Here is a 15594-nt window from a genome sequence, read left to right as displayed (position 1 = left end):
TTGAAATCTACAACATTTGTTATACTATGGGCTGTTTTATTTATGCTATTTGGATTTTATGTTAATAATAAACTATATGATTTTACGGAAGATTACAAAAACAATATGTCTATATTAGAGAAATCTATAGAAAATGAAGAATGGGAAAAAGCTCAAAAAGAAGCTGATTCTATATCTACTAGATGGTCTAAAGAAAGAAATCATTGGTATAAAGTTTTAAATCATGAATACTTTGACGAAATAGGTCTAAAATTTAATATTCTTGATAAAGCAATTTATACTGAAAATAAATTAAAATCCTTAGAAGAAGTTGAAAGCATAAAAACATATTTAGGAAATATTGTTGAAAGTGTTAAGTTTGATATAAATTATATATTTTAACAGTCACAAATAAGGATATAGATAAAGTAATGATTCTATATCCTTATTTGTTTATTTACAATTTACTACTATCAGAATAAATTTTTAGAGCTTCTCCAATGAATTTGGATGCTCCTTTACCATATTTCTTATCAGTCACCTGTATATAGCTAGAATTTTGTAAATAAAGTTCTGACAAATAATCTAAATGATTCTCTCCTTCATCTATCTTGTAAAATTCATTCATTCGGTTAGTTTCATATACTATATCTCCAACAATATCTTGAATCTCTTCTGAAGAAGGATTTTTACTTAAGTCTGCCACAAGCTTTTCATATAATATGTTTATTTTGGGTTGTTTATTACCTAAATAACTCTTCAAAACTTCTCCAATAAATTTACACGCTCCATTACCATACTTTTTATCAACTTCTTTTATCCATATAGGATTTAGTAAATAATTTTGCACCATGCTATACCAATTATCATCTCCATACTCCATATTAAAAAGTTCATAATCTTTCTTAGATGTATCTGTTATCTCTTTAGCAATTTTTTGAAGTTCCTTTGATAAAGGATTTTTATTTAAATCTGCTACAAGTATTTTATATAGTTCACTTAATTTTGGATGATTATCTTCCAAACAGTCTTTTTTAAATTCATCAAATTGTTCTGCTAAAGTCAATATATCACTATTAAAATTTTTCTTTATAGCCTCAGAATATTTCTCAATACTTCCATATATTTTTATAGCCATTTTAGCAATTTCATCTTCTTTAGATTTAAACTTCTCAATATGTTCATTATATTTCTCTACACTACCATAAATTTTAATTACTTTATCTTCATGCTCTATTTTAAATTCCTCTAATACTTTAAAATATTCACTCATATCAAATTCTTTGAAGTTTACTACATTTTCTCCTTTTAACGTTTTGTCTATAATTTCTATTAGACTATCCAATCTTTTACGTTTTATAATAAGTAGCTTTCTTTGACTTTCTAGAGCATGCATTTTATCAAAGTATGGGCTTAACATTATATCTTTAACTTCTTTTAAAGGTATCTCAAGCTCTTTAAAAAATAAAATTTGTTGAAGCGTTTTAATAGCTTCATCATCATAAAACCTGTACCCTGCTTCTGTAATTTCACTTGGTTTTAATAAACCTATCTCGTCATAGTAATGTAATGTGCGCACACTTATTCCTGTCAAATCTGAAACTTGTTTTACTGTTCTCATTGCCTCACCTCAAAATTTTATTTTACAGCTACGAATATTAATAAATATTTATATATCTATCAGTATTTATTAATATTTTCAAACTATGTTTTCATATTACAATATAACGTGGTGTTAGAGTCAACACTTTATAAATATATAATTTGATTTTTTGAACTCATTTCATATTTAAATTTTGATTATCTAGTTAATATACTTTTTCCTAACATTATTAAAAAGAAATCTTGTTCTATATTCATATACCTAACATTAAGTATCCAGATTTCATTTGTTTCAAAATTTCGGAAAATAGTAAAGGAAGTTTTTCAGTTTCATCATCCTTATTCAATAAATAATCTATTATTATATTAGATATTTTTTCAATTATAATTGCGCTTTCTTCAAAAATCTCTGCTACTTGTACCCAACAGTCATTTTTGTATTCAGTTCCAATAGATTTAAGCATCTTGCTCATTTTATCAAAACCACCTTTAAATTCGACACTATCTGGTTCTTCAATTCCTTTGATTGCATTTGGAATAGTTGGTACTGTTCCAAAAAACATAACCATATTAGCTAAAATCCTATCATAGTCATCTTTTTCCAGTTCATGTTTCCATTGTGACAATTCTTTGATAAACTTTTCAAAACCTTTATATCCTAAAAACCCTGTAGGTGGATTTAAAAACATATCACGCTTTATAGCGAGTGCTTCTTGAGCAATCTGATATTTATTCTTTGAACTATTCATTCTAACTGTACAAATTGTATTCGCTTTGCTTAATCCAGGATAACTACAATTCATACATTCACATAGTTCATCATAAGAAATAGAGATTAAATCAGTTATCCCACAATCATATAAATATATTCTTTCTTCTATATCATCATACCCTACCATAAGCACATAATGAAAAGGAATATGCTCTTTATGATATAATTTTTCATAATATGGCAGATAATACATATCTAAGGCTCCTAAAACAACTGGATAACCAGAATCAATTTCTGATTTTGCTTTTTTTAAAGCTTGTTCATACTTTTTAAACTCATAGTGTTTATATTCAAAACCAACAATAGGTGCTAAAAATTCATACATTTTTTTGGTTCTTCCATCCCCCAAAGCAACCATTCTCTTTAATTCTTTTTTATTTGTTTTTAGATAACAAAACGAGCCAAAACCTGATAATAAAAAGAAAAAATCATTTGGCAGAGATTCACCCATTTTATTCATATATATATCTTCTATACCATTCCACATACATTCATAATCATGTAAATGGTGCTTTATTTCAATTATTTTCCTCATTTAATTTACCTCCATTTATAAATAATTTCATTATGGAATTAATAGTGTTTTCATAAATTATATCTTTATAATTTCAAATGATATGGTTATTGCCTTCTACGATTAGTAGCTTTTTCATGTATATTTTTAATTAAACCTAGTATAAACCCTCCTATAATGTGAGAGTCAATGGCAAAATTCAAAAATAAGTATTCATATTGTGTAACTTATAATAAAATTAGACTTTTAATGCTTGTAAATAAGTAGAAAATCTTGAGAAAAATAAGTTTTAAAATTTCTTGTATTGTAATCAAATAAATTATTACAAATAATATAATAATTTTATATAAAAAAGAGTATATAAAAAACTAAAAAACGTTTCTTATATACTCTAATAATTTTAATTTACTATATTCTATTATTTCCCAGCCTTCATAGCTCTAATTTTTAGTGGTAAAGTAAATAAATTAATAAATCCTTCTGCATCTTTATGGTCATAAAGTTCACTATCTCCAAAAGAAGATATTCCTTCATCATAAAGTGCATTTTCAGTAAATATTCCAGCAGGTTTTATATTACCTTTGTAAAGTTTAACTTTTACTGTCCCTGTAACATTATCTTGAGTTTGTTCCATAAATGCATCTATAGATTCTCTTAATTTACAGTACCATAATCCATTATAAATAAGCTCTCCATATTTGTAAGATATCATTTGCTTAAAGTGTAGTGTGTCTTTATCTAAAGTAGCACTTTCTAAAATATTGTGTGCTTCATAAAGAATTGTTCCTCCTGGAGTTTCATATATACCTCTTGATTTCATACCAACAAGTCTATTCTCAACTATATCTATAACTCCAATTCCATGCTTACAACCTAACTCATTTAATTTATGAATTAATGCCACTGGAGATAATTCTTCACCATTTATCTTTTTAGGCTCACCTTTTTCAAAATAAACCTCTACATATTCAGCTACATCACATGCATCCTCAGGGTCTACACATTGTTTATATACATCCTTTTTATGTTCATTTTGTAAATGTTCTATGTCTCCACCTTCTGTTGATACATGCCAAAGGTTAGCATCTACTGAATATATTTTAGCTTTAGTTGCTGTTACTTTTATGTTGTGTTTCTCAGCATAATCTATAGCATCTTCTCTTGATTTTATATCCCATATTCTCCAAGGAGCTATAACTTTTATAGTTGGGTCAAGGGCTGCAATTGTAGCTTCAAATCTAACTTGGTCATTACCTTTTCCTGTACATCCATGGCATATATATTTTGCTCCTTCTTTATGAGCAACTTCAACTAATTTTTTAGCTATTATAGGTCTTGCTAAAGAAGTTCCTAATAAGTATTTTCCTTCATATTTTGCTTCTGCTTTTACAGCTTTAAATATAGTTTCCGTCACAAACTCTTCACTTATATCATCTACATAGGCTTTTGATGCTCCACTTTGTAAAGCTTTTTCATAAACATCTTCCATTTTATCTTCTTGACCTACATTTCCACAAACAGCTATAACTTCTATATCTTCATAATTTTCCTTTAACCAAGGTATTATAATTGATGTATCAAGTCCTCCTGAATATGCTAATACTACTTTTTCCTTCATTGTTAATTCCTCCCAATTTTAAATTATAATTTTATATTTTTTATTTTTTAATAGAAACTCTTAATATTTAATGACTTTAAAAATATAGATTCTTATAAAATCATTTTAATACTAAAAAAACCCCTCAGTATTTTTAAATACTAAGAGGCGAAATATCCGCGGTACCACTCTTATTGATAAACTTAGCTAATCAATCAGTAAATGTATAACTACTAAATACATATTAGTAAATAAATATATTAAAAAACGCCTCTTGGAAAAACCAAGAGACGAAATATATCCGCGTTACCACTCTAATTGATAAGATAAACTTATCCACTCTTTCTCTTAAGGCGAGATTACCTACTAACATACTAAATTCAATTAGCATCCTCCAAAGTTCTTTTCACTAATACTTATTTGCTAAGCTTCCACCATCCTCAGCTCTCTATAAAATACATAAAAGTTACTCTCTTTTTCATCGGATTTAAATATCAAATTTTTTAGACATCTCTTATAGAATATATAATAGTTTATTTTTCCATTTATGTCAACTATATAATTTATTTTCTTTTTAAAATATTTTCTCTTTAAGCTTACTCATATTTTACTTTCCAAAGGCATAGTCCTTTAGCTGGTGCGGTGTCTGATGACTTACTTCTGTCTTTCGACTCAAGCATATGCTTAACATCTTGTGGTGCTTTTCTTTTAAGGCCAACATCTATTAATGCTCCTACTATTATTCTTACCATATTATATAAAAATCCATTTCCCTCTATATATATTTCTACAATATCATCATTTTCTTTTATATTTATTGAGTAAATTTCTCTTACATTAGATTTTTTCTTAGACTTAGAAGAAGCAAAGCTAGTAAAATCATGTTCTCCTATTAAATACTCACTTGCTTTTCTCATTCTATCTAAATCTAATTTTTTACTTATGTGTGCAGCATACTTTCTCATAAAAGGACTGTGATATTTATTATTATCAATCTTATATAAATAAGTTTTTGATTTTACATTGTATCTTGAATGAAATCTTTCATCAACTTCCTCAACAGTTTTTACAACTATATCCTCTGGCAAATATTCATATAGATATTTTTGAATTTTATCTACTGAATCCATACAATTTGTTTTAAAGTTTATAACTTGACCTCTTGCATGTGCTCCCATATCAGTTCTCCCAGAACCAATTATCTCAATAGTTTCATTGGCCATTTTACTTAAGACAGACTCAAGCTTTTCTTGTATAGTCATGTCATTATCGCCTAATTTTTGATAACCTTTGTATCTTGAACCATCATATGCTACTATCATTTTTATATTTCTCATCTTAATCCTCTTTCTAAGAATTTATGCCTGTTTAGCAAATTTATTTTTTATATTAAAAGTTATTTTTGTTCCAACATTCTTTTCACTTTCTATTTTCATTACTCCACCATGAAGTTTTACAATTTCATTACTAATTGCAAGACCTAATCCACTGCCAGCCTTGTTGTAATCCTCTTGGAAAAATTTATCTAAAACTTTATTTAAATTTTGCTTTTCTATACCTGAACCATTATCTTCAACTGATATAGTTGTTATATCTTCATCCTGAGAAGCTACAACTTTTATGTAACCACCCTGACTAGTGAATTTAAATGAATTTTGTATTAAATTTATAAGAACTTGTCTTAGTCTATTTTTATCTCCTTGGATATTTTCTATGAATTCATTTTCAAATTCAAATAAAAGTGATATATCTTTTTCAGCTGCTTTAACTTTCAACTGATTTACAACCCCAACAACTAATCCTTCAACATCAACTATATCAATATGAAGCTTTATCCTATCAGAAGAAAGCCTTGAGAAATCCAATAATTCTTCTACCAACTTTATAAGTCTTTCTGTCTCATCTTGTATAATACCTAGACCTAAATCTAACTCTTCTCTAGTTATACTTTCATATCCTAATGTTTCACTCCATCCCTTTATAGATGTAAGAGGGGTTCTCAACTCATGAGATACAGAAGATATAAATTCTTCTTTCAATTTTTCACTCTTATCAATTTCATGTGCCATATGTTCAAATGTCTGTGCTAAATCACCAATTTCATCATCTACAATCTTCATATTTTCCAATTTTATATTGTAGTTTCCTACAGCTAATTCGTTTGCAAACTTCTTTAGCTCTCTCAATGGTTTTATAAGAGTCTCAGCAAATTTGAGACTTATTAATATAGCTATAATAAGTATAAATATTCCCGCCAATATAAGCCATGTAGCTTGCTTTAATATGGCGTTATCAATTCCATCTAATGAAACAGTATATCTAACAACACCTTCTATAATATTATTTACTTTGAGTGGTAAGGAGATGCTCATGACATGCTCTCCTGTATCTGGTATTTTATAAGTATATGGTGTTAAATTTTTAGTCTTTACATCTCTTAATGCATTATCTACATCTTCATAATTTGCTTTTTCTTTACTTTTAAATCCATATTGGTCCAATATAACATTTTTATTCTTATCTATTATCGAAATCCCAAATTCTGAATTCTTTGTTAATGGCTGTTTATCAAAAATATTTTTAACTTTTTTCTCAAAGCTTGTAGTTTCCATTGTAATAGCATTATATTCATCAGCGTATTTTATTTCAGATTCAAGTAACTGTTTAACAGAATCATAGTAATAGTTTTGTATATAAAACATGAATAGCCCTTCAAACAGAGTTACCATTATAATAATTATTATAAAATAGTTTTTTATTACTTTTTTTCTCAGACCTTCAAAATGTAACACTATTATTCTTCCTTTCTAAAACAGTATCCATAACCCCAAATAGTTTGTATATATTTTGGTTTTGATGGGTCATCTTCTATTTTATTTCTTATCCTTCTTATATTTACATCTACTATTTTAAAATCATACAAATAATTAGTTCCCCATACCTCATCTAATATCTGATCTCTACTTAATGATTGTTTAGCATTTGATATCAAATATTTTACTATTGAAAATTCTGTTGGAGTAAGTTCAATCTCTTTACCATTCTTAAATAATTTTCTTTTATCTATATCAAGTATAAATGGTGGCGAGACTATCTCACTTGACTTAACATTTGAATCATCTTTTGCAACTCTTCTGATAAGAGCAGAAACCCTAACTAAAAGTTCCTTTATACTAAATGGTTTTATGATGTAATCATCTGCTCCTGAAATAAATCCTTCTATTTTATCATCTTCTTGAGCTTTTGCAGTAAGCATTATTATCCCAACTTGATCAAAATTTTCCCTTATAAACTTACAAACCTCTATCCCACTTATATCTGGAAGCATTACATCTAAAAGAGCTATTGTAATATCACTTTCTGTTGTCATTTTTTCTATAGCTTCTCTACCAGTACCTGCTTCAACTATTTCATAGCCTTCTCTTTTTAAGTTTATACTGACAAAACTTCTAATTCCAATTTCATCTTCTAGTATAAGTATTTTTTCCTTCATAAAATAAAACCTCCAATTGAGTGTAATATTAACCATATATTAATGAGAAATACTCTTTTAATGCGTCTATCGTAATATCTAACTTATCCATTTCATTTGCATCATTTATAGTTAGTAAAAAAGTATATTCATCGCTTTCTTGAAGTACAATAGAATTTTGTGTATTTGCACTTTTTCTATCTTCAAGTTTATTTTTACTCTCTACTATTATATTAAATAAATTCTTACGTTCTGAATAATCAAAATAGTAAAATTTAAATACAGCTTTTTCCCCAACAAATTCTTGTTCAACAATTATTTTATCTACTAAATTATTTTGCATAAATAATCTAAAATTGTATTTATAATTATAGTATATCTGGCTTATAAATATTAATTTTGAATTAGAATCTTCTTTCCCATTCCATCTGTACCAACTTATATTAGCAGATGCTTTAGAGGTATAAGTATTTCTATTCCCTCCAGCAACTATAGGTATCTCTATAATTTTATCTTTATCAACATCATCAACAGGTATGTAATAAGGTTTAGTAATAGTTTTATCATAATCACTAAACACTTTTTGAATTTTATCATTTTTCATATATAATATCTGTGTGATATAATTATTTTCTTTTAACATGGGAATATCTAGTACAACACCTTTGATGGATGCAGCTGAATTTCCAACAGATGAAGCAACATTACCTAGAGTTATATATAACTCATTTAGATTTTTTACATTTTCAAATTTGACATAATCCTTAACCTTCATAGTTCCATCAAAATTTGCAACAGTTGCAAACATCTCATTAGTTTTATTATTCAAATGAAGCATTAATATATCTATCTTGTCATCTCCATCTATATAACCAATCTTTACCTTCATATCGTTAAAATCTTCTTTATTTTGAATCCAAGAAGCATCTAAATCGTATACTTTTGTGATTTCATTATCCCTTACTTTGTATATATGCATATTAGTTTTATCTTTGGATTTAACAAGTAAAATAACTTCCTTATATCCATCTGAATCCAAATCATAGAAATTAGCATATTCTATTGATTCTCCATTTTCTAAATAATGGTCTCCTAGTACATATTTTTCACCATTGTAACTTAAAGTTACAAAACCTACTTTATTAACATTATTACTTAAATCTTCTTTTTGCTCAAATACTACTAATTCATCAACTCCATCACTATTTAAATCTACCTTATTTATTTTTCCTACCTCTTTTGTATTAGAAGGCAATATCATAGATGAGTCTGGTTTTAGTAGCTGATCTATACCATCGTACAATACTTTTTTTGTATCATCATAGTTAGGTATCTTTGCCAATTGTTCTGGAGATTCAGTTTTAACATTACATCCAGTAACAAATAACATCATTAAGCCTGATACAATAATAAGCTTTAATAACTTCATTTAACCCCTCCTAATCCTACAATCTTAAATTTTTCTTTTTTCTCGCAAAAATCTCCTCACAATAGTTAGACGTTTCAAATCCTCATAAGGTTTTACTTATTTTAACAAAACTTTATATTTTGATAAAACTTATGATAAATATAAAATCTAATTATTATTTCTAGGAGGTTTAGGCCCTGGATATTGGAAAAAGTTAGTTTTTAGCATACCATTATATAATTTTCTCTTTTTAGCTGCTTTTTGTCCAAATTCATATTCAAATTCTTCATAGGAAGTTATCAGATAATATGACCAATTTTTTAACTTTCTAAATGCATAACCAAGCTCTTTATATAATTGTTTAACACTATCCTTATCTTCCAATCGTTCTCCATAAGGAGGATTGGTAACTATAAATCCAAATTCTTCTTCACTCTCAAACTCAGTTGCATCTCCTACATTGAATTCTATATATTCATCTACACCTGCTATTTCTGCATTTTCTCGAGCTATATCTATACATTCTGCATCTATATCATATCCATAAATTTTAAATTTAGATTCATTGTCTATTTTATTAAAAGCATCTTTTCTTACATCCCACCAAATCTTTTTATCAAGCGTTCTCCATTTTTCTGATATAAATTCTCTATTTAATCCAGGTGCCATATTTATACCTATCATAGCTGCTTCAATTAATATAGTACCAGAACCACACATAGGGTCTACTAAAGTCCTACCTGCTTTCCAAGGAGTTAAGTAGATAAGTCCAGAAGCTAAAGTTTCTCTTATCGGAGCTTTATTTGCTTTTTCTCTATATCCTCTTTTATGTAAAGCATCTCCTGTTGTGTCTATTGAAAGAGTTACTTTATCTTTGTGTATAAATACAAATATAGGGTATTTTTCTTTATCTTCTTTAAGCAAACCATCCTCTAAATAACTTTTCTTCAAGCTTTCTACAATAGCTTTTTTTACTATAGCTTGTACATCTGGTGTACTGTATAATTTTGATTTTATAGAAGAAGCTTTTGAAATAGGAAATTGAGCTCCATAAGGTATATATTTAGACCAATTTATCCTTTTTGTATTTTCAAATAATTCATCAAAGCTTTTTGCTTCAAACTCAGCAATCTTAAGATGTACTCTTTCTGCACATCTTAACCACATGTTTGATTTTGCTATCCCAAATTCATCAGTCTTATATGTTATTCTTCCATCTTCTGTTTTTATTATTTCATATCCCAAATTAGTAATTTCTCTAGCCAACATTTTTTCCATTCCAAAAAAACATGGCGATATTAATGTATAGTTTTTCATAAAACCTCCTGTTTCCTATATTAATTACAACGATTATTTATTTTTTAACCTATTTACATGTTTAAATTCATACTTCCCATTTGATATCCTGACATATCTAGTGTAACATATTTAAAGCCAAATTTTTTTAATTTAGTGTCAACTTTACTAAAATTGTTATTTTCAAAAAATTTACCTAATTCTTCCTGATTAACTTCTATTCTAGCTATATCTCCATGCATTCTTACTCTAAATTGAGAAAAGCCCAAATCAGATAAATATTCTTCACTTTTTTCTATTATCCTAAGCTTTTCATCTGTAATTTCAACACCATAAGGAATTCTGCTTGCCAGACATGCAAATGATGGTTTGTTAAAAGTTTCTAACTTCATATCTCTTGAAAGTAACCTAATTTCATTTTTCTTTAATCCACTTTCTTTCAATGGACTAATTACTTCTAGTTCATTTAGTGCTTTAAGACCTGGTCTATAGTCTCCTAAATCATCTACATTGGTTCCATCCACTATGTACTTTATATTATGTTCCTTTGCGACCTCTTTTATTTTAGTAAATATATATTTTTTACAATAATAACATCTTTCAACACCATTTTCTTTGAATTCCTTTAAATCAAAATCTTCTATTTTTAATATAATATGTTTAACTCCAAAATTTTTAGTATATTGTTTTGCTTCTTCTATTTCTCTATTTGAGTGCATCATTGCATGAATAGTTACAGCTATAACATTATCTCCTAATGTATCTCTTGCTACTTTAAGTAAGAAATTACTGTCAACTCCACCTGAATAAGCAACTGCCACACTTTCTAATCCAATCAATTTTTCTCTTAATTTTTCTAACTTTTCTCTTTCCTTCACTAAATCTACCTCCATATCAATGAAATATGAACTCTAAAACTATTCTTATTTTTTACATACTTAATGATTATAACATATAAAGTATATATTTAAAAAATTAGAATAACTTTTAAATATATTAATTATAATATTAAAGTACTTTTATTTATATCTTTACAATTTAAGCATATTGCTGTATTACACTATATAAAAACAAAACAGTGTAATACAGTAATATACTTAAAAGCCATGAAGCCTAAATAGCCTATCTTCATGGCTAAGTTCACGATTTTATTCTCATATAATTACTCTTCTTATCGATATAATTGTAAATTACAAAAAGATACTATCATTAAAAATGTTTTAAAAACTTAATACTTATAGTTTACAGAGCTCTATATCAATCCCACCAAAAAAGCCATATGGTAGAATCTTGTATTACCTCTTTTAGAGCTCTTAATGTCTCATATCCTTGTACAATAATATCTTCACAGTACAAGATTAACTCTATGCATAGGTTATTGAACATTGTATTGTCACTAGGTATATTTTTTGAAAAATATTGGACTGTGTCACATCCAATTGCTATTGGGTATGCTCCATAATTTTCGTACCAATATTTTGCAACTGCTATATGCTCTTCATCACTAGGACAATCGTTAAATCCACCAATTGGTATATATGCAAATACTTCATAAGGTTTAGTTGTTGGAACTTTAGCTATGTAAACTTTGTTATTTTCTTGAAATATATCTATATTTGTAATTGGGTTAAAACTTTTATAATCACAAAAAATATCTTCTGACTCTATGAGTTCCTTTACCACCTCTGAAATTTCACTCTTCCTACACTTGAAAAATTCATTTACATCAATTTCATTATATTTTTTCAGACAATGCTCTTTGTAGTTCTCAAGAGAACCATACTCTTTATTGACAATATCAATGTTTTCTTTTAGCAATCCTACCTTTTCATCGATAATTATAATTGGTGTATATCCTTTTTCTTTTCCATCTTCTATCATTGTCTCCAATAAATTGTCAATATCAATCTCATTGTTCACAGGAACACATTCAAAACCATATAAATCTTCAATACCCATATTTATCTCCTATTCTTTTTAGATTTAATTCTTTTGAAAGTTTTCTTTTTTTGTTGTCAAATTTTTAAATACTATTATTATTTGTAAAACTATAAGTAGAGGTATAATTTATAAAAAACATTCATATTAAATAAATTTTCATTTAATTTTTTGTATAAATATAACGTTTTTATGACAATATCCTCATATAAATATAATATCACAAAACAAATGTTCATGGTTAATAATAAGTAATTTTGTAATAATTCGTTGTAATATTATGTTATTTTAAATAAAATAAATGATATAATTTGTATAAGAAAGGGTATATTTATTCACATTAAATTTATTTGAGACAAGGTCAATGTGAATTTTTTTAATAGTAACAAATATCCCCAAAATAATAAATAATATTAGACTTTATGTATAGTATAAATTCTAATAAATCACATGCATGTTTGCAAGAATTAATAGGTTAAAATCAAGATTTAGATTTAATAGTACTTTTATGTGAAAAGATATGTATTTATTTAATATATTAAATTCAGAAAGTACAAGATTCTACTATCTAATAGCTAATAATTCTATTGATGTGCTTTTAATCCCAATACTAAAAACACTTACATAGCGACTAGAAATGTACTTTTCTAACTTGTAATTAACAATAATTACTATGTATAAATTTTAACTGCATTGAGAAAATAGTAGAATAATATACCTGTAAAATTTATTAGAGTTGTATATTCATGTGTATTTCTTATTATTTATGTATAACAAAAGTAAATTTAATACATAAATTTATAGGTGTACCAATTAAAAATTTTAACTAATACACCCATTGATTTCTATTCTTCCTTTAATAAAATATCTTTCCATACATCTTCTTTAAACCCTAATAGTACATTTTTACCATCAAATAGTAGTGGTCTTTTAATAAGCATACCATCACTTACTAATATTTCTAGCAGTTTATCATCTGACTCAGTCTTTACTACATCTTTAAGACCTAATTCTCTATATTTCATTCCACTTGTGTTAAAAAACTTTTTTATATCATATCCACTAATATTATAAATTAATTCTAATTCATTTTTAGTTGGTGGATTTTGAACCATATCTATATCCTCAAATTCCAAATTATTTTCTTTAAGCCATTTTTTTGCTTTTTTAACTGTAGAACATTTTGTATATCCATATAATTTAATCATTATAGTAAAACTTCCTTTCTAATTTTTTATCTCTATATTTACATTTTTATACCCATAATATGTATATTATAATCAAGTTTTATCATAAATACGATAGAACAGTTCAAATTTTCTAGCATCAATAGATACAGTCTTAGTTATATTAAAATCTCCATATTTGCTTTCATTAAATTTATAATTGCTACTGTTGATGATAAATTCTTCCTCCTCATACTTTTTCTTTAGCTATTTTGGTGTGAAGTATGGCATTTTTATAATTTTAATCTTACATTATACATTTTTTGAATTTGTATACATGTAAAAGCCGTGACAGTTTGATATCACGACTTTTTTACCACACAGTTAAATTAAATTTTAACTGCTCTAATATATCAAAATTTATATTTTTCATTGTAAAAGTCAGACAAACAATTCTTATTTTTTTATAAAATTTCAATATAAATTTCGTTTTTAAAAATTTAAACAATTTTTTCTTTTATTTGAATATCCTCAACTATACCATCTTTTATACTTATAATCTTATCAGCAACACTATTTGAAAATACAACATCATGTGTAATTATCAGTATAGTCATGCCTTTATCTTTAAGCCTATTCATTATATTTACTACTTTTTGAATAGTATCAATATCAAGTGCAGAAGTAGGTTCATCAAAACAAAGAACTTTTGGCATTAATGCACAAGACCTAGCTATTGCAACTCTTTGTTGCTGTCCTCCTGACAACTCAAATGGATATGAGTTCAATTTTTCTTCCAAATCAACTAGTCTCAAAAGTTCTTTAGCTCTATTTTCAGCTTCCTCTCTAGGGACTTTAAAAACATTAACTGGAGATTCAATTATATTTTCAAGGACAGTCATATGAGGAAATAGATTAAAGTTTTGAAAAACCATACCTATTTTACCACGTATTTTTGCCATGTCTTTCTTGCTTTTTATTATTTCATTATCTATTATAATTTCTCCACTATCAAATTCTTCAAGACCATTTATACATCTTAATATTGTGGTCTTCCCTGCACCAGATTTACCAAGCAAAACTCCAATCTGACCTTCTTCTAGTTCAAAAGAAATATCTTTAAGCACTTTATTTTTTTTAAATGATTTATTTAAATTCCTGATTTTCAACATATAAAAAACCTCCTCCTATAATTATTGTAGCTTTATCTGTAATAAGAATATTTTTTTTCAAGTAATTCAAATCCCTTAGTAAGTATAGCTACAAATATAAGATATATTGCTCCTGCCTCAAATAGTGGTAACAAACTTGCTTCTCTATTCATTGCTATTTGAGATATTCTTAAAATATCATTTAATCCTAATATATATACTAAAGATGTATCTTTTACTAATGTAATTACTTCATTTGAAATAGGTGCTAGTATTCTTTTAAAAACTTGTGGAAATATTATTCTCTTGTACATCGTAAATTTGTCAAACCCTAGTACTTTTGAAGCTTCATATTGACCTCTATCTATTGATTGTATTCCACCTCTAAATATTTCTGCAAAGTATGCTGCATAATTTAAGAAGAAAGCTACTATTCCAGCTGTAAACCTGTCAAATACAATTCCTATAAGAGGTAAACCATAAAATATAACTATCATTTGTAAAAGTAAAGGTGTTCCTCTCATTATTAATATATAACATTGTGTAATACCACTTATTAATTTATTTTTTGATAATCTTAAAAATGCAACTCCAATCCCCAATGGAATTGATACTATTAATGTTATACAAAACATTGCTATAACTATTTCTAAACCTTGTAACATGCCTTTAGTGCCCCCTTCTTAACAGCTAACTTAT

At 26.7% G+C, this 15594-nt stretch carries 14 protein-coding genes and 1 other annotated feature; of the genes, 1 reads left to right on the top strand and 13 read right to left on the bottom strand.

Annotation, left to right across the window (positions count from 1 at the left end; genetic code table 11):
* A complete protein-coding gene (locus IC219_RS01885) occupies nt 1-381 on the top strand; it encodes a DUF4363 family protein (RefSeq protein WP_227435961.1) in 381 nt (126 codons plus the stop codon).
* 55 nt (nt 382-436) lie between these two features.
* On the opposite strand, the gene IC219_RS01880 is transcribed toward IC219_RS01885, so the two are convergent.
* The 13 genes from IC219_RS01880 to IC219_RS01820 all read right to left on the bottom strand — a co-directional run bounded on the left by IC219_RS01880 (nt 437) and on the right by IC219_RS01820 (nt 15560).
* A complete protein-coding gene (locus IC219_RS01880; protein ID WP_227435959.1) occupies nt 437-1600 on the bottom strand; it encodes a MerR family transcriptional regulator in 1164 nt (387 codons plus the stop codon).
* 235 nt (nt 1601-1835) lie between these two features.
* Nucleotides 1836-2888: a BtrH N-terminal domain-containing protein gene (locus IC219_RS01875; protein ID WP_227830998.1), complete on the bottom strand. Its 1053-nt coding sequence runs from the start codon at nt 2886-2888 to the stop codon at nt 1836-1838.
* 397 nt (nt 2889-3285) lie between these two features.
* Nucleotides 3286-4485: an argininosuccinate synthase gene (locus tag IC219_RS01870; protein WP_227435954.1), complete on the bottom strand. Its 1200-nt coding sequence runs from the start codon at nt 4483-4485 to the stop codon at nt 3286-3288.
* Between the two features lie 262 nt (nt 4486-4747).
* Nucleotides 4748-4955: a binding site (T-box leader), on the bottom strand.
* Nucleotides 4956-5060: 105 nt separating this feature from the next.
* A complete protein-coding gene (truA, locus tag IC219_RS01865) occupies nt 5061-5801 on the bottom strand; it encodes a tRNA pseudouridine(38-40) synthase TruA (protein WP_227483137.1) in 741 nt (246 codons plus the stop codon).
* 21 nt (nt 5802-5822) lie between these two features.
* The gene (gene walK, locus IC219_RS01860; protein ID WP_227435951.1) at nt 5823-7256 is read right to left on the bottom strand and encodes a cell wall metabolism sensor histidine kinase WalK; all 1434 of its coding nucleotides are present in this window, start codon (nt 7254-7256) and stop codon (nt 5823-5825) included.
* A 2-nt stretch (nt 7257-7258) separates the two neighbouring features.
* Nucleotides 7259-7957 (bottom strand): cell wall metabolism DNA-binding response regulator WalR, encoded by a 699-nt coding sequence (gene walR / locus IC219_RS01855; protein WP_227435949.1) that lies wholly within the window; start codon nt 7955-7957, stop codon nt 7259-7261.
* Nucleotides 7958-7985: 28 nt separating this feature from the next.
* A complete protein-coding gene (locus tag IC219_RS01850; protein WP_227435946.1) occupies nt 7986-9365 on the bottom strand; it encodes a hypothetical protein in 1380 nt (459 codons plus the stop codon).
* Between the two features lie 147 nt (nt 9366-9512).
* Entirely contained in the window at nt 9513-10661 is a 1149-nt protein-coding gene (locus IC219_RS01845) for a THUMP domain-containing class I SAM-dependent RNA methyltransferase (protein ID WP_227483138.1), read from the bottom strand.
* A gap of 53 nt (nt 10662-10714) precedes the next feature.
* Entirely contained in the window at nt 10715-11533 is an 819-nt protein-coding gene (gene larE / locus IC219_RS01840) for an ATP-dependent sacrificial sulfur transferase LarE (protein ID WP_227435940.1), read from the bottom strand.
* Between the two features lie 364 nt (nt 11534-11897).
* Entirely contained in the window at nt 11898-12599 is a 702-nt protein-coding gene (locus IC219_RS01835) for a DUF4253 domain-containing protein (protein WP_227435938.1), read from the bottom strand.
* 824 nt (nt 12600-13423) lie between these two features.
* On the bottom strand, nt 13424-13786 hold the full coding sequence (locus IC219_RS01830; protein ID WP_227435937.1) for an arsenate reductase family protein: 363 nt from the start codon (nt 13784-13786) through the stop codon (nt 13424-13426).
* 458 nt (nt 13787-14244) lie between these two features.
* Complete coding sequence (locus IC219_RS01825; RefSeq protein WP_227435935.1) at nt 14245-14916, bottom strand: amino acid ABC transporter ATP-binding protein; 672 nt, start codon at nt 14914-14916, stop codon at nt 14245-14247.
* Between the two features lie 32 nt (nt 14917-14948).
* Nucleotides 14949-15560 (bottom strand): amino acid ABC transporter permease, encoded by a 612-nt coding sequence (locus IC219_RS01820; protein ID WP_227435933.1) that lies wholly within the window; start codon nt 15558-15560, stop codon nt 14949-14951.
* Between the last annotated feature and the right edge of the window lie 34 nt (nt 15561-15594).

Source organism: Clostridioides sp. ES-W-0018-02 (assembly GCF_020658175.1).
Taxonomy (GTDB): domain Bacteria; phylum Bacillota; class Clostridia; order Peptostreptococcales; family Peptostreptococcaceae; genus Clostridioides.
This window is presented reverse-complemented; position numbering and strand designations above follow the sequence as displayed.

Coding starts and splice junctions, on each gene's coding strand:
- IC219_RS01880 (WP_227435959.1), bottom strand. CDS start 1,600: ATGAGAACAGTAAAACAAGTTTCAGATTTGACAGGAATAAGTGTGCGC.
- IC219_RS01875 (WP_227830998.1), bottom strand. CDS start 2,888: ATGAGGAAAATAATTGAAATAAAGCACCATTTACATGATTATGAATGT.
- IC219_RS01870 (WP_227435954.1), bottom strand. CDS start 4,485: ATGAAGGAAAAAGTAGTATTAGCATATTCAGGAGGACTTGATACATCA.
- truA (WP_227483137.1), bottom strand. CDS start 5,801: ATGAGAAATATAAAAATGATAGTAGCATATGATGGTTCAAGATACAAA.
- walR (WP_227435949.1), bottom strand. CDS start 7,957: ATGAAGGAAAAAATACTTATACTAGAAGATGAAATTGGAATTAGAAGT.
- IC219_RS01850 (WP_227435946.1), bottom strand. CDS start 9,365: ATGAAGTTATTAAAGCTTATTATTGTATCAGGCTTAATGATGTTATTT.
- IC219_RS01845 (WP_227483138.1), bottom strand. CDS start 10,661: ATGAAAAACTATACATTAATATCGCCATGTTTTTTTGGAATGGAAAAA.
- larE (WP_227435940.1), bottom strand. CDS start 11,533: ATGGAGGTAGATTTAGTGAAGGAAAGAGAAAAGTTAGAAAAATTAAGA.
- IC219_RS01835 (WP_227435938.1), bottom strand. CDS start 12,599: ATGGGTATTGAAGATTTATATGGTTTTGAATGTGTTCCTGTGAACAAT.
- IC219_RS01830 (WP_227435937.1), bottom strand. CDS start 13,786: ATGATTAAATTATATGGATATACAAAATGTTCTACAGTTAAAAAAGCA.
- IC219_RS01825 (WP_227435935.1), bottom strand. CDS start 14,916: ATGTTGAAAATCAGGAATTTAAATAAATCATTTAAAAAAAATAAAGTG.
- IC219_RS01820 (WP_227435933.1), bottom strand. CDS start 15,560: ATGTTACAAGGTTTAGAAATAGTTATAGCAATGTTTTGTATAACATTA.